General features: G+C 34.8%; 29 protein-coding genes and 1 pseudogene. 10 read left to right on the forward strand and 20 right to left on the reverse strand.

Annotated elements, in window-relative coordinates:
- Positions 1-6: 6 nt before the first annotated feature.
- Positions 7-156: a hypothetical protein gene (locus AC1Q8N_RS04940; protein ID WP_165775592.1), complete on the reverse strand. Its 150-nt coding sequence runs from the start codon at positions 154-156 to the stop codon at positions 7-9.
- Between the two features lie 158 nt (positions 157-314).
- On the opposite strand from AC1Q8N_RS04940, the gene AC1Q8N_RS04945 reads away from it, so the two are divergent.
- Complete coding sequence (locus AC1Q8N_RS04945) at positions 315-524, forward strand: hypothetical protein (protein ID WP_493521102.1); 210 nt, start codon at positions 315-317, stop codon at positions 522-524.
- Between the two features lie 43 nt (positions 525-567).
- On the opposite strand, the gene AC1Q8N_RS04950 is transcribed toward AC1Q8N_RS04945, so the two are convergent.
- The gene (locus tag AC1Q8N_RS04950) at positions 568-1,014 is read right to left on the reverse strand and encodes a hypothetical protein (RefSeq protein WP_098076309.1); all 447 of its coding nucleotides are present in this window, start codon (positions 1,012-1,014) and stop codon (positions 568-570) included.
- Between the two features lie 292 nt (positions 1,015-1,306).
- On the opposite strand from AC1Q8N_RS04950, the gene AC1Q8N_RS04955 reads away from it, so the two are divergent.
- The 5 genes and pseudogenes from AC1Q8N_RS04955 to AC1Q8N_RS04975 all read left to right on the forward strand — a co-directional run bounded on the left by AC1Q8N_RS04955 (position 1,307) and on the right by AC1Q8N_RS04975 (position 3,950).
- Positions 1,307-1,477 carry an Arm DNA-binding domain-containing protein gene (locus AC1Q8N_RS04955; RefSeq protein ID WP_493521103.1) on the forward strand — a complete coding sequence of 57 codons (171 nt, stop codon included), beginning with the start codon at positions 1,307-1,309 and terminating at the stop codon, positions 1,475-1,477.
- A pseudogene (locus tag AC1Q8N_RS04960) lies at positions 1,443-1,556 on the forward strand (tyrosine-type recombinase/integrase); the annotation flags it as partial. The gene AC1Q8N_RS04955 and the pseudogene AC1Q8N_RS04960, both read left to right, overlap by 35 nt.
- Before the next feature lie 270 nt (positions 1,557-1,826).
- Positions 1,827-2,375, forward strand: coding sequence for a site-specific integrase (locus AC1Q8N_RS04965; protein WP_493521141.1), 549 nt, complete (start codon positions 1,827-1,829; stop codon positions 2,373-2,375).
- Between the two features lie 79 nt (positions 2,376-2,454).
- A complete protein-coding gene (locus tag AC1Q8N_RS04970) occupies positions 2,455-2,769 on the forward strand; it encodes a thioredoxin family protein (protein ID WP_000658777.1) in 315 nt (104 codons plus the stop codon).
- Between the two features lie 299 nt (positions 2,770-3,068).
- Positions 3,069-3,950 (forward strand): cation diffusion facilitator family transporter, encoded by an 882-nt coding sequence (locus tag AC1Q8N_RS04975; RefSeq protein ID WP_048546607.1) that lies wholly within the window; start codon positions 3,069-3,071, stop codon positions 3,948-3,950.
- Here the strand turns inward: AC1Q8N_RS04975 and AC1Q8N_RS04980 are convergent.
- The 5 genes from AC1Q8N_RS04980 to AC1Q8N_RS05000 all read right to left on the reverse strand — a co-directional run bounded on the left by AC1Q8N_RS04980 (position 3,940) and on the right by AC1Q8N_RS05000 (position 6,683).
- Positions 3,940-4,575 (reverse strand): phosphatase PAP2 family protein, encoded by a 636-nt coding sequence (locus AC1Q8N_RS04980; RefSeq protein WP_000833364.1) that lies wholly within the window; start codon positions 4,573-4,575, stop codon positions 3,940-3,942. The two genes, AC1Q8N_RS04975 and AC1Q8N_RS04980, sit on opposite strands and share 11 nt — an antisense overlap.
- Positions 4,576-4,649: 74 nt before the next feature.
- A complete protein-coding gene (locus AC1Q8N_RS04985) occupies positions 4,650-5,408 on the reverse strand; it encodes a sporulation protein (protein ID WP_048546606.1) in 759 nt (252 codons plus the stop codon).
- Entirely contained in the window at positions 5,390-6,211 is an 822-nt protein-coding gene (locus AC1Q8N_RS04990) for a serine/threonine protein kinase (protein ID WP_048546604.1), read from the reverse strand. The genes AC1Q8N_RS04985 and AC1Q8N_RS04990 overlap by 19 nt, the downstream gene beginning before the upstream one ends.
- The gene (locus AC1Q8N_RS04995) at positions 6,211-6,393 is read right to left on the reverse strand and encodes a hypothetical protein (RefSeq protein ID WP_000473373.1); all 183 of its coding nucleotides are present in this window, start codon (positions 6,391-6,393) and stop codon (positions 6,211-6,213) included. The genes AC1Q8N_RS04990 and AC1Q8N_RS04995 overlap by 1 nt, the downstream gene beginning before the upstream one ends.
- Before the next feature lie 110 nt (positions 6,394-6,503).
- Positions 6,504-6,683, reverse strand: a complete 180-nt coding sequence (locus AC1Q8N_RS05000) for a YozD family protein (protein ID WP_000658451.1) — start codon at positions 6,681-6,683, stop codon at positions 6,504-6,506.
- A gap of 150 nt (positions 6,684-6,833) precedes the next feature.
- Between AC1Q8N_RS05000 and AC1Q8N_RS05005 the strand changes: the two genes are divergently transcribed.
- Positions 6,834-7,001: a DUF3930 family protein gene (locus tag AC1Q8N_RS05005; protein WP_000456535.1), complete on the forward strand. Its 168-nt coding sequence runs from the start codon at positions 6,834-6,836 to the stop codon at positions 6,999-7,001.
- Between the two features lie 4 nt (positions 7,002-7,005).
- On the opposite strand, the gene yodN is transcribed toward AC1Q8N_RS05005, so the two are convergent.
- The 10 genes from yodN to AC1Q8N_RS05055 form a co-directional block, all read right to left on the reverse strand.
- Positions 7,006-7,668 (reverse strand): germination protein YodN, encoded by a 663-nt coding sequence (gene yodN / locus AC1Q8N_RS05010; protein ID WP_000101496.1) that lies wholly within the window; start codon positions 7,666-7,668, stop codon positions 7,006-7,008.
- A gap of 189 nt (positions 7,669-7,857) precedes the next feature.
- The gene (locus AC1Q8N_RS05015; protein WP_000750728.1) at positions 7,858-8,073 is read right to left on the reverse strand and encodes a YozE family protein; all 216 of its coding nucleotides are present in this window, start codon (positions 8,071-8,073) and stop codon (positions 7,858-7,860) included.
- Positions 8,074-8,145: 72 nt separating this feature from the next.
- Positions 8,146-8,418 carry a YokU family protein gene (locus AC1Q8N_RS05020; RefSeq protein WP_000995761.1) on the reverse strand — a complete coding sequence of 91 codons (273 nt, stop codon included), beginning with the start codon at positions 8,416-8,418 and terminating at the stop codon, positions 8,146-8,148.
- Positions 8,415-9,836: a lysine 2,3-aminomutase gene (gene kamA, locus AC1Q8N_RS05025; RefSeq protein ID WP_000902134.1), complete on the reverse strand. Its 1,422-nt coding sequence runs from the start codon at positions 9,834-9,836 to the stop codon at positions 8,415-8,417. The genes AC1Q8N_RS05020 and kamA overlap by 4 nt, the downstream gene beginning before the upstream one ends.
- Positions 9,837-10,046: 210 nt before the next feature.
- Positions 10,047-11,432 (reverse strand): arginine utilization transcriptional regulator RocR, encoded by a 1,386-nt coding sequence (rocR, locus tag AC1Q8N_RS05030; protein ID WP_098076311.1) that lies wholly within the window; start codon positions 11,430-11,432, stop codon positions 10,047-10,049.
- Between the two features lie 99 nt (positions 11,433-11,531).
- Entirely contained in the window at positions 11,532-12,377 is an 846-nt protein-coding gene (gene ablB / locus AC1Q8N_RS05035; RefSeq protein WP_493521104.1) for a putative beta-lysine N-acetyltransferase, read from the reverse strand.
- Entirely contained in the window at positions 12,374-13,642 is a 1,269-nt protein-coding gene (locus tag AC1Q8N_RS05040) for a peptidase (protein ID WP_075311881.1), read from the reverse strand. Before AC1Q8N_RS05040 ends, ablB begins: the two co-directional genes overlap by 4 nt.
- Positions 13,643-13,657: 15 nt before the next feature.
- Complete coding sequence (locus AC1Q8N_RS05045) at positions 13,658-14,320, reverse strand: CoA transferase subunit B (RefSeq protein ID WP_000525267.1); 663 nt, start codon at positions 14,318-14,320, stop codon at positions 13,658-13,660.
- On the reverse strand, positions 14,305-15,003 hold the full coding sequence (gene atoD, locus AC1Q8N_RS05050; protein WP_046959335.1) for an acetate CoA-transferase subunit alpha: 699 nt from the start codon (positions 15,001-15,003) through the stop codon (positions 14,305-14,307). Before atoD ends, AC1Q8N_RS05045 begins: the two co-directional genes overlap by 16 nt.
- Positions 15,000-16,310 carry an aspartate aminotransferase family protein gene (locus tag AC1Q8N_RS05055; RefSeq protein ID WP_001205889.1) on the reverse strand — a complete coding sequence of 437 codons (1,311 nt, stop codon included), beginning with the start codon at positions 16,308-16,310 and terminating at the stop codon, positions 15,000-15,002. The genes atoD and AC1Q8N_RS05055 overlap by 4 nt, the downstream gene beginning before the upstream one ends.
- Before the next feature lie 1,003 nt (positions 16,311-17,313).
- Here AC1Q8N_RS05055 and AC1Q8N_RS05060 point away from each other — a divergent pair.
- Positions 17,314-18,063: a DUF4397 domain-containing protein gene (locus AC1Q8N_RS05060; protein WP_098642971.1), complete on the forward strand. Its 750-nt coding sequence runs from the start codon at positions 17,314-17,316 to the stop codon at positions 18,061-18,063.
- A gap of 33 nt (positions 18,064-18,096) precedes the next feature.
- On the opposite strand, the gene AC1Q8N_RS05065 is transcribed toward AC1Q8N_RS05060, so the two are convergent.
- On the reverse strand, positions 18,097-19,230 hold the full coding sequence (locus AC1Q8N_RS05065; protein ID WP_000425101.1) for a BA2291 family sporulation histidine kinase: 1,134 nt from the start codon (positions 19,228-19,230) through the stop codon (positions 18,097-18,099).
- Positions 19,231-19,463: 233 nt separating this feature from the next.
- On the opposite strand from AC1Q8N_RS05065, the gene AC1Q8N_RS05070 reads away from it, so the two are divergent.
- Positions 19,464-19,856, forward strand: coding sequence for a YueI family protein (locus AC1Q8N_RS05070; RefSeq protein ID WP_000247570.1), 393 nt, complete (start codon positions 19,464-19,466; stop codon positions 19,854-19,856).
- A 121-nt stretch (positions 19,857-19,977) separates the two neighbouring features.
- On the opposite strand, the gene AC1Q8N_RS05075 is transcribed toward AC1Q8N_RS05070, so the two are convergent.
- Together AC1Q8N_RS05075 and AC1Q8N_RS05080 are read right to left on the reverse strand one after the other, a co-directional pair.
- A complete protein-coding gene (locus AC1Q8N_RS05075) occupies positions 19,978-21,402 on the reverse strand; it encodes an aldehyde dehydrogenase family protein (protein WP_048546594.1) in 1,425 nt (474 codons plus the stop codon).
- A 132-nt stretch (positions 21,403-21,534) separates the two neighbouring features.
- Positions 21,535-22,890, reverse strand: a complete 1,356-nt coding sequence (locus AC1Q8N_RS05080; protein ID WP_098049325.1) for a hemolysin family protein — start codon at positions 22,888-22,890, stop codon at positions 21,535-21,537.
- A gap of 353 nt (positions 22,891-23,243) precedes the next feature.
- On the opposite strand from AC1Q8N_RS05080, the gene racA reads away from it, so the two are divergent.
- Positions 23,244-23,786: a chromosome-anchoring protein RacA gene (racA, locus tag AC1Q8N_RS05085; protein WP_000456016.1), complete on the forward strand. Its 543-nt coding sequence runs from the start codon at positions 23,244-23,246 to the stop codon at positions 23,784-23,786.
- The last annotated feature ends 64 nt before the right edge of the window (positions 23,787-23,850 follow it).

Here is a 23,850-nt window from a genome sequence, read left to right on the forward strand (position 1 = left end):
CCGCCTTTAAACAATGTAAGTAAGGGCAAATCTATATAATGATACTGCAGCTTCACTACCTTTACCGGTATATCCTGCGCCACCACCTGGTCCTACTTCACTATTCTTTTGAGTGTAATTCCATCCACCTGGATCTTTAACATATGTATTTTTCATGGCTCCTTTCCTCCTTCTCAATTGGAATCTACAATTATTTTAGCTTATATGTTCTACACCTGTAAATTAACTATTTTGGTATTTTGTAGGATTATACACTTTCATTTTCAAATGAAATATATTAATATACGTATAAATAGTTATAAGGGGCATATTGAATGAATCAAATTGACTTTAGTTCTATACAATCACCTGTCAATCAATTAGTTTTGCAAGCAGCTGTTATGTTTCTTGCCATGGGCGTTACTTTTGGAATAGTTTACAAAATACTGTTAAAAATCCATGCCCCAGAACAGTTAGCTAGTGTGATTGCGACGGTGTGTACTTTGGTAGTTGCCTGTAAAACGATTTCAATTCTGTTTACATGAGTACAACAAAAAAGAGCCATTTGGCTCTTTTTCAATTATACAGTTATTTAAATGCAATTAAGAGAACGTCTTTAAGTTTTTCATCAAACTCCAAATCAAGATCTTCATACATCGCCTTAAATAATTCTATTAATAATTCATTAGCATTCCCATTACATTTAACATTAACATAATCATGAAAAACTACCAATTTTACTAAAACACCTGGACTATCACTAAAAACTATCAATAATGAATTCAGTGCTTTCATAAATTCCAGATAGTTTTCACCAGTCTTATCACCAGTTACGAGCCAAATCCGATGTTCCATCAATTTTTTTAAAACGTCCTTTTTTTCTTCCCAAATTCTATTAGTGAAAAAACTTTTTCTTTCGTTTTTAATTGTTTTTCTTACTCCTAAATAAGTAAGCCCACCGCTAATGAAACCACCTAAAACTCCTCCCCAGAATCCGAGCCAATTTGTGTCTATAGATATCCATTCAAAATTCATAAACTCACTACACTCTATTTTAATTATTATATTATACGTTTAAATGAAATTCTATCAAACCTTTATTTTATCTCAAACAAATTACGTTCCTCCCTTTGTTTTTCACATATGAATCACAATAATTTTCGAACAAAATAAAAAATTACTGACAATCAAATCCTATAACTGAATTTGTTCATATATGGTAAAATGTATCCATCGCTGATATGTCCAACTATGTAATTTTCATAGCAGCAAAATTACAACTAGACTTACACAACATGAATCAAGATGAGATGAAGGAGTGTATACAGTGAAAGGGCATATTATAAAAAGAGGAAGTAAGTACAGTTTCGTTTTAGATATCGGCCCAGATCCAGAGCCAGGTGGAAGAAGACAGAGATGTTTTTCTGGGTATAAAACAAAAAAAGAAGCACAAGCCGACAAAAATGAGAGTACGCGAATTTTTCCTTCAATATCTTGAAGCTAGGAAGATAAACCTTCGAGAAACCACGTACTATAACTATCGAAAACATATTAACAATCATATTATACCAAAACTCGGAAACATTCCAATGCAAAAATTAAAAGGTGTGGATCTTGAAAAGTTCTATGGTGATTTATCCGAAACTATGAAACCTGTCACAGTTCGTAGCATTCATCAAATCGTACGAACTGCATTATCTTACGCTGTACGCCATGAAATTGTAAAAAAGAATGTTGCTGATGTCATTAGCCCTCCTACTGCTGGTGCCGATACGAGAACGGTAAATACTTGGACTGAAGAAGAAGTTCTTCTTTTTTTAGAGAATGCAAAAGAAAGTCGTTATTATATTGCATACCTTCTTGCAATTACATGCGGAATGCGTAAAGGTGAAATCTTAGGGCTCCAATGGAAGGATATTGATTTTGAGAGAAGAACTTTATCGGTTAATCGGTCCCTCTCTCATATCACCAAAGAATTTCATGAACCTAAGACATCTTCAGGAAAAAGATTAATTGTTCTGCCTGAAATTACTTTGCAGGCTCTTCAAGAACACCTACTGAAGATAAATGAAGAAAAAGCACGGTATGGAGATGGATATAATAATTATGATTTAGTTTGTTCAACATATAATGGTAACCCCTGCAATTTCAGAAGTTTGACACAGCTCTGGAAAAAGCTTATAAAGAAATGTGGGGTTCCTGATATTCGTTTCCACGATCTACGGCATACCCATGCGACATTAATGTTGAAACAGGGTATTCACCCGAAAATCGTAAGTGAACGATTAGGACATAAAAAAGTAGGTATCACATTGGACACCTACTCACACGTCGTACCAGGCCTACAAGAAAAAGCAGTCGAAGATTTTGCAAACAACCTATTTCAAAAACACTAATGTTTGCAAAATGTTTGCAATCGCGGATTTTGCATAAAAATACTAGCTTATCCGTGTGACATTGAGAGGAGACAAAAACATGAAAGAAATCAAATCTGAACAGGAATTCAAAGACATCATCGCAAGTGAGGAGCCAGTAGTTGTTAAGTTCTTTACTACATGGTGCCCAGATTGTGTGCGTATGGACAACTTTATCGGAGATGTAATGGAAGAGTTCAATAAGTTTGAATGGTATTCTATTAACAAAGATGAATTCCCAAGTATCGCTGAAGAGTATCAAGTAATGGGTATTCCAAGTTTACTTGTATATCAAAATGGTGAGAAACTAGGCCACTTACATAGTGCTAACGCAAAAACTGAAGAGCAAGTTACTGAGTTTTTAGAAGCATACTAAGATGAAGACCCTCTAAAATATATTTTCTAGAGGGTTTTTATTTTGCCCAATCACCTTTGAGCGGTGTAGTATACGTACGGATTCATCATAATACATCTATCCTTTTCCCTATCCCCTCGATCCAAATCGCGTTCACACCCTAACTTTGCACTTTACAACATATTTTTCCTTAACGAAACTTTGTTATCCCCTTCTTAAAAACCTAAAAAACGTCAACAATGTTTGTATAGACCCACACGAGTTTCGTTTGGTACTCTATTTATAGAAAGAAATTCCTTGTAGAAAGGTGAGTGATCAAAATGGATACTCTTTCTCATAAAGAAGCTGATAAAGGTGCTATTGTCAGCATTATGGCCTACATATTTTTATCCTCTATGAAAATTATCATCAGTTATATTACCCTCTCTAGCGCATTACGTGCTGACGGTTTAAATAACTTAACGGATATCGGTGCTTCTTTAGCGATATTAATTGGTCTAAAAATCTCTCGTAAACCTCGTGACCCAGATCATCCTTATGGGCATTCACGAGCAGAACAAATTGCATCACTTGTTGCTTCTTTTATTATGGCAACGGTCGGTTTAGAAGTTGTTATTAGCGCCATTCAATCTTTTTTTAATCCGAAACAAGCAGCGCCTAATGTACTTGCTGCATGGGTAGCCTTATTTTCTGCTGTCGTTATGTACTTTGTATATTTGTATACGAAAAAGATTGCAGCACGAACAAAAAGTAAATCATTAGAAGCCGCTGCAAAGGATAATTTATCAGATGCTCTCGTAAGTATCGGTACAGTAGTAGGTATTGTCGGTTCGCAGTTCCAAATGCCTATTTTAGATCCTATTGCCGCTTTAATTGTCGGCCTTATTATTTGTAAAACTGCATGGGAGATTTTCGTAGAAGCTTCTCATATGTTAACGGATGGAATCGATCCAGATAAGATGGAAGAGTACGCTGGTGCTATTGAACATATTGGTGGCGTGGAAAACATCGTAGACATTCGCGCGCGTATGTACGGGAATCAAACGTACGTTGATATTACAATCGAGGTAGATGCTCGTATGGAGGTTGGTGAAAGTCATTGTATTACTGACAACATCGAGGCAATGCTTCGGAAAAAGTTTGGCATTTACCATGCACACATTCATGTTGAACCAATGGAAAAAGAACCTATTATGACATAGGTTCTTTTTTAATGAACGCTTTATGAAATATAACACATAAAACGAGCCAGCTACCGCCAGCTGCCCATCCTGCTAATATGTCAGATGGATAGTGAACGCCAAGATATATTCGGCTAACTGAAATAGATAATACAACAAAGCTCGCTATAAAAATAATCAACAATTTTTTATGCAATGTAATACGTTCTTCAGTAATTGTGACGTATGCAATAAATCCTAAAAAAGCAGTAGCATTCATCGTATGACCGCTCGGAAAACTATATCCAGTTGCAGTAACAAGCTGCGTTACATCAGGTCTTGCTCGTTCGTACCATAGTTTAAGCATACTGTTTAAATAACGAGATCCATAATAATTAATTGTTAGAAGTAATGCACTAAGCAACTTTTTTCTAACGAGAAAATACATTACAAGAATGATGAGTAACGGAAAATATATTCTTTTGGAACCGATAAAAGACACCCAAGTAAAGTAAGCTGTCAAGTAATCGTTTCGAAAGCTTTGAATAAAATGCGCGACTATATTGTCAAATTTCTCAATACAAGCGGTATGATACGAAAGTGATAATACGACAAAACAAATGAGTAGCGTAAAACTTAACAAGTATAAATGTCGATATCGTTTCACATACATAACCTCACTATACAAAAAAATGGAGCGGTTGTTTTAGTTTTCCTCTCCATTTCTTTTTTATGCATAGTTTATTTAAAAATATAATTGTTAATTTTTTCTTGCATTGTTGGAATATCTTCATTCGTTACTGTAAAGCGAATCACTTTCTCGTCAAGATCAAGCGCTTCTGCAAATAAACCTGCTAATCCGCGAGATTTTCTGTCTACTTCCATAATAATCTCTAGGCGATCGTAAACGCTTGGTAAGATTAATAATTCTAGTTCATCTAATTTCCCATAATACTCTCCGGAAACAGGAACAAACTCAAATTCTTGTGCAAACGGAACTTGCTTACGTAATCGATATGGTAATTCTTCACATTCTATATGACGCGCTTTAAAACCTAATTGATTTACACTCTCTAACACACTATTTAATAGTGCATTGGGCAACACTTGAATGTAATCACGATCACTTGGATCTATACTTCGTTTAATATCAAGACCTGTATGCACCCAAACTGTTTTCATTCCAAGTGTAAGCGGGGTTTCAACTGGCATTATAAATGAAAATGGAATTTCTTTTTTTTCATTCGGCTCAACAGAAAAAGGTTCTGTTAAACGAACTCGCTCTAAATCATATGTTGCTGTTACTTTTTTATCATCCACTTCTCGTACATACGACGTCGATAATGTTAAGTAAATGCTTTCAATTTGTTGGCTAACTGAACCACCAGTTATATGAACCTTCCCTAGTATCTCTTCTCCAACAATATACTCATCTTTTTCAAGAACTGTATCTACTTTTGCATTACCAATACCAACACTTGCTAAAAACTTTTGAAACACGGAACCTCCATCCTTTCTAAAGCAAAAGCTATATCTTTTTTTAAATCTTGTACATTCTCATAGTACGGCGTTTTTATTTGTAACATTCGCATAAGCATTTCACGGTTATAATTTTCCAAAGTTAATTCGTCATACCATGGTTTTTCATGTTTTTCATTAGATTCATAGCCTGCATATAATAAAAATAACGAGAAATGACCAAGCGCATAAAAATCGCTACGAAAGTGAACTTCTCGCATCAAAGCTTGTTCACCTTCATAAGCTGTAGCTCGTTCATCACCCTCACCCTTCAATTTAGCTAATCCAAAATCAATAATACTAATTTGGTTTTCTTTCATTAATATGTTTGGAATGCGTAAATCTCGGTGAATTATACCTTTATTATGAAACACCGATACAATTTCTAATATTTCATATAAAATTTTTAAAACTTCACGTTCTGTATATACATGCCCATCTAAGAAAATATAATCTTCGAAATTTTTACCAGGCATATATTCCATCACGAAAAAGCTTTTTTTCTCCCATACGAAATGATCATATAAACTAGGAATTGCGTGATGATTTAATGTTTGTAAAATCATTTTCTCTTGTTCAAATGATTTTCTACCAGACTCATATCTTTGTTTACTCTGTCTTAATTGTTTTAAGACTTTATTTCTATTTATTTGTAAATCATTAACGACATATGTAACCCCATAACTGCCCATTCCAATTATTGATTCAATTTTATAACGTTCTGCAACGATTGTATTTTTTCGCAGTGGTCTATCAAATAAAGCTAGTATACGACGCCATTTCATCAGCTACTTGAAAAGAAGCTACGACTTTTACGTTTTCTTTTATAATGCTGATGCCCATAACCAGATGAACGTCGTTTATAATCGCTACTTGAATAAGAGCGACCTCTATGGCGATAATCACTACTAGAATACGAACGATTTTTTTTCCTACCTAATAAAGAATCAATAATTTTTTTGAACATCCCTTCACCTCTTGAGTAAAATTTTCTTTTAATTATACCAATAATTTCCGACTATATTTGTGACAAGTTTGTAAAGAGTAAAAAACGACGAGTTAAGCCCGCCGTTACTTTCACTCATCCTCTTCATCAAAAACTTCATCAATCATACATTTTTCTAATAAATACTCAAATGTAATATCTGCGAGATCTTCAATTTCTTCTCGTTTTGGGACGTACCCTCTTTCAATTAGTTGCTCATAAAAAAACTCCGCAATCTCTTCCGTATCAATTACGACCTCAATTTCCTTCATGAGCATCACTCCTTTATTTCTGTTTTATGAAAAAATCTCAAAATTATGTATATGAGATTAGAAAAATAGTTTTTCTTTTTTTATAGGTCATATCCTTTGGACGAGATGCATACGATGGTAGTACAAGCTATCAAAAAGGGGGATTTAATTATGGAATACCAATATGAGGTAGAACAAGAAGTAGGGCAAACAAAAGAAGAGTTCATGCATGAAGATCAATGGGCAGACTCTCTTATTAAATGGCTTTTTATTTTTTTAATAATTGTAGGCATACCTTATACTGCATATGTTGTTGTTCAATTCATTCTCTCTTTCTAGTTAACTATTTTTTCTCTGTCAATTTAACTAAATAATTATGAACAACATCCATAACAATTTTATATTCTTCATCTTTAAATGTATCGAATAACAATTGATAATCGTTATAAATATCAAGTAATCCATCAATGATCTCTTGACGATTTGTCTTAACACTCACTTTTTTTGAGTTGTTAATTGACTTTAATTTTCCTAAATCTAATTTATTCATACCAGCTTTATCTTGTTTCATTTTCTTCAAAATTGCATTTGCCGTTTGAGCATTGGCAAGTAACGTTAAATCTGATTCATCCGCTTCTAACCATTCACCATCCGTAATTCGTGACAATTCGTATATAGTATCTTCCCATGCGTCATTTTTATATCTCCATACTTCTGTACGAAAACCAACAATTCGAAACACATCTTTATCGTATCCTGTTACTTGCACGAGATCACCAAATGTGAAATTATAATTTAATTCAATCCACTCAGTTTCACCTTTTTTCATATCTTGCTCTGAAACGTGCTGCAACGTTTGCTCTACGTAAAACCCATCGTGATTATTGACTTCGTAAACGTAAACTCCATCTAAAACCTTCATATTTGTGATTTTACCAACGGTTCCATATAGCGTAATCACGACTATGTCCCCTACGTTATATTTAGGTTGCTTTTTTCTCGCCATCTATATCTCTCCTTTTTTTGACGTCGTGATTTTGATAACAGTATATGCAACCTACATAAAAACGCTTATCACAGAAGCGTATATTCATAAATTTTTTCAATAAAAAATATCACCGTATAAAAAAATTATTTACAACGTAAAAAAAGCTAGCAAATAGACTAGCTTCACGTCAAAAATTTCATATAGTTCTTATCTCTCTTGTATGTATAAATCCCAAGCTTCATCAAATATAGACATACTTTCTAGCAATCCACTTAACTCTAAGTATGAACTAATTTCATCATAATCTTCAGATTGCTTTGGAAAGCTTAAATCATCATACATTGCTTCTGCTAAATTCGATACTTCATTACTAAATAAAGCTGCACGATGCTTCATCATATAGTGGTAAAATGTCTTTTTCAAAAATATTCCCTGCCTTTCTAACTTGGATACATTATACAAGGCAAAAAAGAAAAAAACCAGCATAAAAGCTGGTTAAAAGTCGAAATAATTTCTTTTTAATAGACGTGGTCTTCCCATTAATTCTTCATATGTTAGTTGTTTTGGTAAATCTTTCGTATAAATTAGAAACAATTGATCTTCTATTTCTTTCACTGTTTGATCTGCTTGATAGTCCATACCACATGAGGAACAAGAAATGCATGGTGTCTCTTGGATTTCAATGGCTTTCGTACCATCTGGTAATTCCCAATATACAGTATTCAAGCTTTCTTTCGCTTCTGTACTGTCACACCACATACAATTCATACTGCATCACCCTCATTTTTTTTGTCGTTTTCTTCTAATTTAGCCATTTGCGATTGATACTTTTTATCTTTAAGTTGATCACGCTTATCACGTTTATCTTTTAGTGATGCATGAGTGTCATTATCTTCATAGTCTTTACGACGGCTCATACGCTGTAAGTCGTCTGGAACAAGGTTAAATTTCTTATCACTCATAAGACCTGCGATACCAACATCTGAACGTTTTTCTTCGTAGTTTGGATAGATTTCTTTAAAGTACCCTTCTGCTCTTCCTGGGATATAACTCTCTGGCTCTGGATACGTTGTAATAACACCTTCAAAGTTACGAAGCACAACTTTATCTGCACTTTGCGAAATTAAATAGTTTGGTTGAAGCGCAATTTTCCCGCCGCCTCCTGGTGCATCTACAACGAATGTTGGAACCGCATAACCAGATGTATGACCGCGTAAACCTTCAATAATTTCAAGACCTTTAGATACTGGTGCACGGAAATGACCAATACCTTCAGATAAGTCACATTGATAAATATAGTATGGACGTACACGGATTTTTACTAAGTCATGCATAAGTTTTTTCATAATTGGAACGCTGTCGTTAATACCAGCTAAAATTACTGCTTGGTTTCCAACTGGAACACCAGCATTCGCTAGCATTTCACATGCTTTTTTCGATTCCTCTGTAATTTCAATAGAAGTATTGAAATGTGTATTTAACCATACTGGATGGTATTTTTTAATAATATTACATAAGTTTTCTGTAATACGCTGCGGGAATACTACCGGCGCTCTCGTTCCGATACGAATAATCTCGACATGCGGAATCTCTCGTAAATTTTTTAATACATATTCTAAAATTTTATCGTTAATAAGAAGACCGTCACCACCAGAAATTAATACATCTCGTACTTGTGGTGTATCACGAATGTAACCAATTGCATCATCTAATTGTTTCTTAGGCACACCCATTCCAATTTGTCCACTAAAACGACGGCGTGTACAATAACGACAATACATAGAACATTGATTCGTTACTAAGAACAATACGCGGTCTGGATAACGATGTGTTAGCCCTGGAACTGGTGAATCTTCATCTTCATGAAGCGGATCTTCTAAATCATATTTTGTTTTATATAACTCTTCCGAGATCGGTACAGATTGCATCCGAATCGGACAGCGTGGGTCATCAGGATTCATTAGCCAAGCATAGTACGGTGTAATATTTAACGGGATCGTTTTTGTTGAAATTTTAACACCTTCTTCTTCTTCAGGTATTAAATTGATCACTTTCTTTAAGTCATCCAAAGTTTTGATCGTATTCGTTAATTGCCAAACCCAGTCATTCCATTGCTCTTCAGTAACATCCTTCCACAACTCGATATCCTTCCAGTGACGATTTGGTTTGTATACATCATGTAACATTGCTATTCCCCCTTTTTATACGCTCATCCTTTATATAAGCAATAGTTATGCCAACTTTACATTATTGATAAGTAAATGTACGGTGAACGCTATTACATAAACGAAAAAATATTTGTAAGCACTGTATAAAATCCATACATACTATCATATTCATTACTTTTTATATATGTAAACGCTCTTTTATTGGTGCAAACACACAAAAACCGCCAATTATTCGGCGGTTTTGTCGTACTTACTCAATTTATATTGAAGCGTTTGGCGAGGGATACCTAACATTTTTGCAGCTTGTAATATATTCCCTTCCGTTTCAATTAACGCTTGATCTATTAATTCCTTTTCCGTTTGATGAAGTGCTTCTCTAAGTGGCAATATACTCTTATTCTTTGGCAGATTCTCTTTCCGAAATGTACGCGGTAAACAATTGGCTGTTAGTGTATCCCCTTCTGCAATAATGACAGCATGTTCAATTGTATGTTTTAGCTCACGAACATTGCCAGGCCATTGATAAGCTTGTAGTCTTTCTTTCGCTTCCTTATCCATTTGAAGTACACCTTTTTTATAACTTTTATTATATTCGTTCAAAAAATAAGACGCTAATAATAAGACATCCTCAGTTCTTTCACGTAGCGGCGGAATATATAATGAAAAGACATTTAATCGATAATATAAATCAGTACGAATTTTATTCTCTCTTAAACATATTTCTGGTGGCTGATTCATTGCAGTAATAACGCGAACATCTACTTTTCTCGTCTTATTATCACCAATTCGACGAATAACACCATCTTCTAATACACGTAACATTTTCGCTTGTAAATCGAGAGGCATTGAATTCAGTTCGTCTAAAAACAATGTCCCACCATCTACAAGTTCAAATAATCCCGCTCGTTCAATTGCCCCAGTATAGCTACCTTTCGTCGTTCCGAACAATAAACTTTCTAATAGCGACTCTGGCAAAGCTGCGCAGTTTTGTGCAATAAATGGCTTGTTCTTCCGTTTAGAAGCTTCATGAATCGCTTGTACAAATAACTCTTTCCCTGTTCCTGTTTCCCCATATATTAAAACATTTGCATCAGTTGGCGCTACTTTTTGTGCTAATTCTTTCGTCTGTTTAAATCGAGCATCATCCGTCACTATCGTCTCAAATGCAACATGCTTTTTAATTGCTTTTTTTCTAGATGACCGCTTTATTTTTGACTGCAAATCTACAATTGTATCCGTAAGTTTTTGAACTGTGGAATAATCCTTTGCAATTTCAACAGCCCCAGCAATATTTCCATCTATAAAAATAGGTAACGTCGTATTTACTGTACAAATGTCTTCCCCATTTAAATTTTGATAATGCTGAACTTGATGAACGATTGGTTTTTTTGTATCTAACACTTTCATTAACGTACTCGTTTCCCTAGATAAAGAAGGAAACGCTTCTAACAAATGTTTTCCTAACACTTTTTCAATTTTTGACCCATCGTGTTTTGCAGCTACAGTATTATAGAAAATTGTAATACCATTTTCATTTACTGCATGTATAGCCTCATCAATACTGCCCAAAATCGCTTCAATGACTTCTTGTGTCGAAACTGCTAGCAATGTCATCCCCCCTTTTGCCGAAAATTCAGCAATCACATGCCTAATTTCCGGCATACCTATATGCGATTATAAGCATGACGATTCCGTTCCATTTTTTATACCGTACTATTTAGACAAATCTTTCACCCATATATTCATATCTTCCAGCTTATCGAAAATGTAGCAATTGTTCGCCAGTCTTCCTGTATACGTATAACCTAACTGATGAAAGGCCGCATTCATTCCGAAAGAAAGCGATCGAGCAATTGTATAGGAGCAGAAAATCGATTTTTCTTGCAGTTCTTCTTCTAACTTAATTAGTAAACTTTTCATAAACCCATGCTTACGATATTCGGGTAAAGTAGCACAATTCGTTAATTCTGCATTTCCTTCTTTTATATTCATTTCTGCAGATGCTGTACTAATTATTTTCCCCTCGAATTCGTACACATAGTATATTGTATCTTCTTCCTTCATCGTTTGTTTTACATAACTCGCTTCGTTTAAAGGAGTCGGATAAACTTCAAATACTTTTCCAAAGACAGCCGCTAATTCTTCCGCATCCTCTTCTGTCGCTTTTCTTAATAAAAATTTCTCTGGTACTATTTTTTCCTTTACTTCTTTTGCTTTAACACCGCTTAAAATGGTATCTTCCTCAGCCCAATGAATACTATTTCGTCTTTCATCATTAATAAATTTCACGAAGAAGTATGCATCGTGACCTTGAAAATAATGCGGTATTGTTGCTTCCAATAAAAAACCGAAAGAGAGCCATGTAGAAACATGCTCTCCCTTTCCTTTAATAATACATTTAGTGAAAGAATGCTTCTCTGCTAATTCGTCAATTGTTTGGATAATCCTCTCAATATTTCCTGTGTAGTGGTCTACTCGAATACGTTTATTAAAATAGTCTAAAACGCCTTCTACTGTATAGCCATTCGTCTGTTCTCTAAAAGATTCATAGTATCTCATTTTTTCACCTCACACCAATCTAGTAATGTACATGCAATAATTTTTGCGGCAGCTATCATTTTATCAACTTCTATATATTCGTTTGGATAATGTGCTACTTTCGTCTCTCCTGGACCAAATACTATCGTTGGTACACCTGAGATTTGTGTAAATAAACCTCCATCAGTCCCCCACGGAGATGCTTCAATAATCGGTTCATTCCCTTCGATTTCAACAAAGTTATGCTCTAGTGTCGTAATTAACTCATGATTTTCTTCTAGTTCACCAGGAACCCATCTCGCTCCAAACCATTCTACTTCTACAGGATTTTCAACAAACCAATTGTCCACATTATTTAATTCAGCGATCCAATTCTCGAACTCTTCTTTTGCTGCCTCTATAGTCTCATTCGGCGCAATACCACATCTTCCTTCTAAATTTAATGAATCAGGAACAGAACTTGGCCAACTCCCACCTTCAATTTTCCCAATATTAATTGGAATTGGAATGGGGATTCCTTTAAATAACGGGTCTGTAATTCGGTCATTTCTCTTCACTTCCAATTTTCTCAAATGATCTACAACAAACATACTTTTTTCAATTGCACTTACTCCTTCATAACGCGTTCCACCGTGTGCTGCTTTGCCTTTCACATGTAGACGAAACCACATGGACCCTTGTTGTTTCGGGAAAAACTTCATATTTGTTGGTTCTGGAATAATGACACCATCTGCTTTATATCCTCGTAATATAGTCGCTAATGTTCCTGCCCCGCCACTTTCTTCTTCAATTACACTTTGGAAATAAATATCTCCTTTTAATTCAATACCAGATTCAATAATAGCTTCCATCGCAAGCATCAGTGCGACATTGCCGCCTTTCATATCCGTTGTTCCACGACCATATATACGATTCCCTATTTGCTCACCACTATAAGGGTGATGGTCCCACTGATTCACATCTCCTTCTGGTACGACATCAATATGTCCATTTAATATCATAGATTTCCCGTCGCCACTTCCTTTTAAAGTTGCCACTATGTTCGGGCTATCTGAAAAACTTGTACGCGGTGATACAAAATAAGGATGATCTTTCATTTTAGAAAATGAAGGTTCCCAAATATCAAGATCTAAACCTAGCTCACGTAATTTTTCAATCACAATTGCCTGCGCACCACTTTCATCACCAGATACGCTTTTTTCTTGAATTAATCGTTTTAAAAATTTTACGCTTTCCTCTTCATGACTCTCGATATAATCACAAATTTTCTTTTTTAATTGCTCCATATATTACATCTCCCCTCATTCGATTACTAGTAAGTTAGAGCCAATTTTGAAATCAGCTTCTGTATGTTGTTTTATATCTTCCACTGTGTATGGACTCATTAATTCTTGTAAAACGAGTCCACCCTGCGTCACTTCCATAACTGCCATATCCGTAATAATTAAATCTACACATTTCTTTGAAGTTAATGGTAATGTACACTCCGAAACAATCTTTGCATTTCCGTATTTATCGACATGATTCATCACAACAACGACCCGCTTCGCTTTTTGTGCCAAATCCATCGCTCCCCCAATACCTGGAACGCGTTTTCCTGGTACAATCCAGTTCGCTAAATCACCATTCTCACTTACTTGTAATGAACCAAGAATCGTTATGTCTAATAAACCTTTTCGAATCATCCCAAACGCTGTGCAACTATCAAAATAACTCGCTCCTGTAATTAGAGAAGTCGGTAAACCTGCTGCGTTACATAAATTTTCGTCTTCATTCCCTTTTCTTGGCGTAGGTCCCATACCTACAATTCCATTTTCCGCATGAAACATAACGTTTATATCGTCAGGAAGATGATTCGGTACAAGCGATGGTATACCAATACCTAAATTTACAATCATACCATTTTGTATTTCTTTCGCCGCGCGCCTAGCAATCTTATCTCTCACTTCTACGCCCATACCCATTTCCAATTCACTCCTTCCGACGGTACGATATAATTTACAAATACTCCTGGGACAACAATTTCTTCTGGATCTAAACTTCCAAGTGGAACTATTTCTTCTGCTTCTACAATCGTTATATCCCCTGCCATAGCTACGTGAGGATTCATATTACGAGCACTTTTATCAAACACAAGATTACCAAACGGATCCGCTTTTTTCGCATATACAATTGCAACCTCAGCAGTTAATGCTGTTTCAACTAAATATGTCTTGTCATTCATTTCAACTGTACGTTTTCCCTCTTCTACAATCGTATCAACACCTACATCAACTAATACACCTCCAAGTCCTACACCACCAGCGCGAATACGCTCTGCTAATGTTCCTTGAGGAGAAAACTCAATTTGTAACCTTCCTTCGTTTAGCTGTCTTCCTGCATTTGGATTTGAACCAATATGTGAAGTAATTAATGATTTTACTCTTTCATTCGTAACAAGACGACCGATTCCTACATCAGGAAATCCCGTGTCATTTCCTATTAAATTTAAATTTGTAACTCCTTTTTCTAAAATCGCCTGTATTAAAGATGGAGGGGATCCAATCCCCCCAAATCCTCCAAACATTAATGTCATATCATCGTGGAACAAAGAAATTACTTCCTCTATCTCTTTTAATTTATCGAATGTATTCGTAATAGTTGTCATGCGATACTATGCCCTCCTTTTTGCATCATTTCTTCTACACTTTTTGCAAAAATTGAAAGTAATTCATCTAACTCGGAATATGTAGTTGTCATCGGCGGTGCTACAAGCAGTGCACTATCTTCTTTTCCTGCTTGCCCTGAAACAGCTTGGTATAAAAGAAGACCATTTTTAGCTGCAACCGAAATAAGTTCCGACGCTTTTGTAAACGGTTGCAATTCTACTCCAATCAGCAACCCTTTTCCGCGCACATCAGCAATGATTGTCGATTGTTGCTGAACTTTCTGTAGTCCTTTTATTAAATACTCTCCCTTTTCTGCTGTTTTTTCAGGTAGATTATGTTTCTCCATATATTCAATAACAGCTAGAGCTGTTGCTGCAGATAATGGATTTGCACTTAACGTATGCCCACTCATTACAGAACGCGATCCACGTAAAATTGGCTCCATAACACGGTCACTTACAATCGTCGCTGCCATCGGTGTATATCCAGCTCCTAAACCTTTACCAAGAGTCATAATATCCGGTTCTACACCCCAATGCTCCATCGCAAACCATGCGCCAGTACGACCAAGCCCTGTCATTACTTCATCAGCAATAAATAAAATATCGTAATGACTGCAAATATCTTTAATGACTTTATAATATTCTTTCGGCGGAACGACTGCGCCTCCAGCTGCTCCGATAATCGGTTCAGCGATAAAAGCTGCGATATGTTCTGCACCAATTCTTTCAATTGATCTTTCTAGTTCAGTCGCACAAGCAAGCTGACAAGTTGGATATACCTTTTGCACCGGACATCTAAAACAATATGGAGCTGGAATAGTTGGATAATCTTCTAAAATTGACACGAAACGTTGTCTGCGCAGTGGATGCCCAGACATTGATAAGGCTCCCATCGTAATACCGTGATAACTCATCCATCGTGACAAAATTTTATGCTTCCCTTGAATACCTCGCTCTTGAAAATGCTGGATTGCAATTTTCATAGCTGTTTCATTTGCTTCCGTACCACTATTCACAAAAAAGCTCCAGTTCAAATCTCCTACACTTAAATCGCTTAATTTCTTCGCTAATTTTTCAGCTGGTTCACTCGTAAACTGTGATCTATAAACGAAAGCAATCTCCTCTGCTTGCTTTTTTATAACATCTGCAATCTCCTTTACGCCATGCCCAATACCTGCCGTAATTGCCCCTGACGAGCCATCAAAATATTTATTTCCGTTTTGATCATACAAATACACACCTTTTCCATGTGAAATCATTGGATACGGCTGACCAACAAGTGGTTTAATTAAGTAATCGCGCATAGCGCTCCCCCATTTCTCCAATTTGTATATATATATGAAGAAAATTGACGTTTCTTTCATAAAAAAGAACCCTCTGCGAAAGCAGTGATTTTATCAAAAAACTATTATAAAATATACAAATGAGTGCTAAATATTAATTTCAAAAACAGAAAATTCAGAACTTAAAACGAAGACCAACCCTTATCTATACGCTCCAATAACCCTCCTTTATATAAAATAAACGCTTCACTACATATTTTCTTAAAATAATATCAGCTTCCCTAAATTGCCGACATTGTGTAAACTTCGACGAAACTCCCTTTAAACTCCTTCCTATTCTCCTACTTTATATTGCATATTTTCAAACAAATATCGACAATTAATCCTACTAAATGCATAGCAATTATTTTTATAGAAACCTATATTTCACATACATTCTCCTCCGTTTTATACAATAAAAAAAGAACCGATTAACCACATTAATCAGTTCGGCACGACGCTCTTTTATCGGTTAATATTGCCACTTGCTAACGTAAATAGAAAAAATAATGTTACAAATTCAAAATTCATCCTACATCGTAAAGCACAAAATCGTCCATAACTCCATTCACAATTCCTTTTTGGATATCCCCATCCCAATATTTTATTCCTTTCCTTATGTTTAAACTACCTTTCCTTTATAATTTATGTAGGACAATTATCACTTTGTATGTGTATTTGCCCATTATTAAAAAAATCCCTAGTTTCCTAAGGATTTTTGGACATGTTTTCGATGTGTTACTTCATACGCTCTTAAGATTTTTTATTTCGAAATATACATTGTAATCGGTATATCATCATCCAACATAGATGATATATTGCTGTATACTCTAGAAAATTATAAGGCTCTTTCGCCTAAAAAACACTTATCCATAAGCAATACTCTTTATTAATTTTCAACTTTTCTCCTTCAAAAAACAATTTTTTCGCATAACCTCTTTCTTGTTAAGCATATAGTTTTAATGATGACAAAGGAGGAATATTCATGTCTCAATCTGAAATCGAAAAATATGGACAAGAAGCTGCACGTTACGAACAGCTCGCTCGTTACTATCAATTTAAAAATCCGAAAAAATATGTAGAACTATATATGAAATATTACGATGCGCTTACGAAACTTGTACAGGCGTATGAAAAAAGAGATTCACAAGAAGCTGCTTTACCGTCACACATACGTTTTTTTCACTCTGCTTCCAATACACCTGCGGTTGACATTTTAGTAAACGGGCAAAAGGTTATTAAAAATATTTCATTTAAACAATTTAGTCCCTATTTAACATTAGTGCAAGGTAAATACCGTATAGATATTGTCCCTGTTGGAAATGAAACTCCCATCTTTTCAGCTTTAGTACCAATAATGGGGAATCACACTTATACTTTTGCCGCAATAAATAGTGACAATCATCTACAATTACAACCTATGCTTGATAATACACATTTACCAGCTGGTCAAGCAAAAATACGCTTTGCACATTTTTCTCCAGATACCCCTGTTGTAAATGTAGATTTAAAAGGTGGAGATCATTTATTTGAAAATGTACTCTTTAAACAAATAACAGATTTTTTGGAAGTTAGTCCTGGTACAGCAGATATTGAAGTTTCACTCGCCGATAATCCCAGCGTCTTACTAACTATACCGAATTTCAAAGTCGAACCGAACATCATATATACAATTTCACTTTTAGGTTATTCAACTAAAAATCCTAAATTAGAAGCCGTTATACTTACGAATTAAAACAGTCTACACCATTCATTTGGTGTAGACTGTTTATTTTTGAAATACAATTTGAAATTCTGTCCATTCGTTATCTGAACGGCACATGATGGACCCATTATGTTTTTCTACAATTTGTTTACATACAAATAATCCAATACCAGTTCCTAACTTTTTAGTAGTTACAAATGGTTCGAAAATCATTTCTACACTTTCAGCTGGAATCATTGGCCCATTATTTTTTATCACAATTCGAATCGATTGATCTTCTTCAAATACATCAATGATAATTTTCCGCTCTTCTTTCATTGATTCTAGAGCGTCAATTGAGTTCATTAATATATTTAAAAATACTTGTCTCACTTCACTCCGATAGCCAACAAGTGGAATTGGATACGGTAAATTCTTTTCAATCGAAACATTTGCATTGACCAAACTCGGATATAAGAACTGTATAATATCTTGAAACAAATCATTAAGCCAAAATTGTTCTGATTTATTCCACATTTCTTTTTTCGATACGAGTAAAAATTGCGAAATACGAAAATTTAATTGGTCTAATTCATGCGAAATAATATCTAAATAAGATAAACTTGGATGATCTGCCTTTAATAATTTAACAAACCCCATAATTGAAGTGAGTGGGTTACGGAATTCATGTACAAAACTTGCTGACATTTGCCCTAAAATCGTCAGCCTTTCTTTATGTGTTTCATTAATATATTGCTGTTTTTCCTCTAAATTTTTTGATATAATTTCCGAGTATTTTAAAACAGTATAATAAATTAATTTATCAAAACAAGTATGTATTTGGGCCATAATCGGTTTCAATTCACGTGCGCTAACATCTAATTCACACATCGCTTCGAAAAGTTCATTTCTTCCCACATTTGCATTATAAACAAAGTCTCCAATATTCGCATCTGCCCCTGCACGTTCAATAGCAATTTTCTCGCATAATGGCTGAAGATAATCTATATCTTTTTCTTCCATAGTAAGTTCGATAATTAACTCTAATAAATCCTCTCCATTTTGAACTGCTTCTAGTTTAAATGGATCTTTATCGGAAATTATCATTTTGTTTTTCCAGTTCTCAACGAATTGGTGCCTGTTGTTTTTCAAGTGCGAACAAAATACTTCTTTAATATCCTTATCGATTGGAAAAACCCCCATTCCCTCCATTTCCATGCGACGAACACCCTTTATATTTTGAATATTAACACAAAAAATGCGATTCGTTAATAGATTATTGTCACATTTTGTTAATATGTGTTGATAAAATTTTTAATGTCCTTATTAATTGTTTAGATTGATACATTCCATTTTCCTTCCTTTCATTCAAAGTTTTTTACATTCGATGCGACTTTTTTTGCATCCTGCTTCATTCTTTCGTACAATAGAAAATGAAAGGTGTGAAAAATATGGTAAATAAAAATGTGGAAGATTATCTCCAAGAAGGCATTTACGGCCAAAAGCAGAACAAACCAGAAGAACGTAATATGTATTTAACTACGTTACGTGAGCGTGTAGAAATCGCTTTAACTATCGGTCAAGTAATGCAAAGTAATGTATATTCTGAAGTAGCTAGTAGCATGCGCTCTTCTCAATCATTACAAATATTCCTAAATGGTGGCATTGCTTACCCACATTTATCAAAATACATTAAATTAGCAAATGAAAAAAATGTTCCTTTTACAATTGTTCAAAATAAAGGCATAGAAACACCAATCGGTTTAGTATTATCTCATAGCACTGCTGTTGACAAAGAACAAATTTATGTAGAAGATGCTATTTTCAAACAAGAAATGAAGTAAAAGGTACACTTGGTTAAATTAAATCGTTCCGAGAAACGTAAAACAAACAATAAAAAAACGAGTATGGAATCGTAAACATTTCCAGCTCGTTTTTTATTAGGATATTTAAGCTCGCTCTACTTTATTTTTTAATACACACTAATTTCATTTCTGTCATTTCTTCTATTGCATATTTAATTCCTTCACGCCCCGTACCACTTTCCTTAACACCACCGTAAGGCATATGATCTACCCTAAACGTTGGAATATCATTAATCATGACACCACCAACCTCTAGCTCATCAATTGCACGCATTGCTTTAAACAAATTATTTGTAAACACACCTGCTTGTAGACCATAACGTGAATGATTTACTTGCTCAATTGCCTCATCAAATTCTTTAAATGTATTTACTGTCATGAGTGGACCAAATACTTCTTGGCACTGAACAGATACATACTCTGGAACATTTGTTAATACAGTTGGTTCAAAAATCCTTGCATCACGTTTCTTACCACCGTATAAAACAGTAGCACCTTCCTTAATAGCTTCTTGCACCCACATTTCTATTCGCTCTACATCTTTTTTCGAAATTAAAGCCGATACGTCCGTTTCTTCCAGCAATGGATCACCAACAATAACTGTTTCCATCGCTATCTTTAGCTTTGAAAGAAATTCATCCATTCTCTTTTCATGTACAAAAACACGTTGTACCGAAATACAAACTTGTCCATTGTTTACATATGCTCCCCATTTTACACGTTCAATTACTTCATCTGTTAATTCTACATCTTCATCAATAATAACAGCAGCATTTGATCCCAGTTCCAACGTAACTCGCTTTAACCCAGCCTTTGCCTTAATTCCAATTCCAACTTTCGGACTTCCCGTAAAAGTAATGGAAGCAACATCATCATTTGTAACTATCGCCTCACCTACAGTTGAACCGGGACCAGAAATAATATTTAAAGCTCCTTTTGGCAATCCTGCCTCTTCAAATAATTCAACTAATGCGTAAGACGATAATGGTGTTTGATCAGCTGGTTTTAACACAACTGTATTTCCGGCAGCAATTGCAGGGCCGACTTTATGTGCCACTAAATTTAATGGGAAATTAAATGGTGTAATAGCTCCTATAACCCCTATCGGTTTTCGTATTGTGTATGCAATACGCCCATCTGCACCAGGTGCTGCATCAAGTGGCAGTGTCTCGCCGTATATACGCTTCGCTTCTTCCGCTGCAAATTTGTATGTCTGAACGGTACGATCTACTTCTCCCCTCGCAGCACGAATTGGTTTTGCAGCCTCTTTTGCAATAATCTCTGCAAATTCTTCTCTTCTTTCATCCATTTTTTGTGCAACCTTCTCTAAAATAGTCGCACGATCATATGCAGATAATGTATTCATTTTTTTCATTGCATTTTTTGCAGCAGTAACAGCCTCTTGTACATCTTCTTCCGTTCCTTGTGCAATTTCCGCTAACGTTTCTTCAGAATATGGTGCGTATAATGGTTTATAAGTGTTTACAGACTTCCAATCTCCATTTATATATAAATGCTTTTTCATAACTCTTCCCCTTCCAAATATATGTATACAAAAACATTTCACCTAGTGAAAGGTCTGGCTTATGCCATTGTATCATAGCCCTTATTCTGCCAAAAATATTATGCTCAAAAAAACCCTGCCATATAGCAGAGTCTACGAACTAATTTGTTCTTGAAATGAAATTTGTTTTTCATCTTCTAAAATAACAATTGATTCTACAGTTTTTGTAACTTCTAATCTCTTTATATAGTGTCCATCTAATTCTTTTACACAAAACTTATAATTTTCAATTTCAATGAAATCCTCTTCAGCAATTTCTATATTCTTCGTTAAAATCCAACCACCGATTGTATCAACACCATTATCATCAATTGTTAAACCTAATAACGTATTCACTTCACTAACAAGTACTTTTCCCTCTAGTATTGTTTTCGTTTCACTAACTTGTTGAATTTCTGGCTGTTCATCCGTATCAAACTCATCTTGAATATCTCCCACTATTTCTTCTAAAATGTCTTCAACTGTAACAAGTCCAGACGTACCACCATATTCATCTATCAATATAGCAATATGCGTTCTTTCTTTTTGCATTTTTAAAAATAAGTCGTGTATTGGGATAGAGTCGATAACTAAAATGATTGGCCTAATATATTGCTCTACTTTCTTATTACTTACTGCATTATGCTGCACAAAATCTGTGAAAATATCTTTAAAGTTTACAAAGCCTATTACGTGATCTTTGTCCCCATCTACAACTGGATATCTCGTATATTTTTCCCGAGACATTTTTTGCAAAGCTTCTTCAGCAGGCATTTCTTTACTTATAATATGCATCTCAGTTCGGGGTACCATTATTTCTTTCGCTATACGATCATCAAATTCAAAAATTTTATTTACATATTTATATTCAGATTGATTAATCTCTCCATTTTTGTAACTTTCTGAAACTAACAACCGTAATTCTTCTTCTGAATGAACCTCATCGTGCCCTTTCGGTGGTTTCAGCCCTAACAACTTCGTAATAATTCGGGCTGATCCATTTAATAGCCAAATAAATGGAAACGCCATACGATAAAAGAAAATTAACGGTTTAGCAACAAACAAACTCACTTGTTCAGCTTTTTGAATCGCGAATGTTTTTGGGGCCAATTCCCCTACTACAACATGTAAAAATGTAATAAACAAAAACACTAAAATTACAGCAAAAATGTCTGCTAGTTGAGTAGAAATGTTCAAATTTACAAAAAGCGTGTCAAACATTTGCTTTAACGCCGGTTTACCAAACCACCCAATCCCCAGAGCTGTAACTGTTATTCCTAGCTGACAAGCAGATAAATATTCGTCTAAGTTTGTAATGACTGTTTTGACAGATGTTGCGCGATTATTTCCTTCTGCAATTAAATAGTCAATTCGTGAACTTCGCACTTTAACAATTGCAAATTCTGCTGCGACGAAAAATGCCGTTAAGGCAATTAAAACAATCACTATACTTATACTATATATGTCCAAATACTTCTCCTTACTTACATTGTAAGCAAGGAAGCCACCTCCTACTTAATTTTATTCAAGTGAAGTAAGCATTCTAATACTCTAACAAAATTCTACATTAGCAACCACCTTTTTATATATTATATGCATACATAAAAAAGATATTTATCATTATGATAATCTAATTCATTTCCCTTAGTCAAATAGTTCTAAATCTTAAGATAAAACATTTTATATAAACGATATATTCTTCACAGGTTCATTTCGTGAAAAAACACTTTCTTTGCCGATTCCACACTTCTTTTGTCACACTAGAAGGGAACTTCCTTCATAGATCGAAATCATTCAACAGGATATATATAGGAGGGATTATTTTGGAATATAAAACACCATTTATCGCAAAAAAATTAGGTGTTAGCCCAAAGGCTGTTGTCCGGATTGCACAACAATTAAATCTTACGATAGAAAAAAATAAATATGGTCACTTTATTTTCACACAAGAAGATTTAGATCAAATGTTAGAATTCCATCTTTCACAAATAGAGCAGTCTCAAAACTCTCACCCTACTCAAAAAACATCATCAAATGATGTTGAAGAATTAAAAACTCAAGTAAATACAATTGTTCAAGACAAATCATCACATGAATTTGAGCAATTAGCAGCTCAATTAAACACTATTACGCGAAGGCTAGATCGAATGGAAGAACAAATGCAAGATAAGGCAAATGATGTTGTTACGTACCAACTTTTACAACATCGCCGTGAAATGGAAGAAATGTTAGAGCGAATTCAAAAGCTAGAAGCTTCCCTGAAGAAAGAAGAACCAATATATATTACTCCCGATTCAAAACCAACATATGAACGAGAAAAGAAGCCGAAGCGCCGCAAAATGATTTTTAGTATATTTGGATTATAATTTTTAGACCCTTATTAAAATAATAAGGGTCTTTTTTCATGAAGAATGACTTCATATTAAAATA

This window comes from Bacillus sp. GW823-FHT06B01, from assembly GCF_058952315.1.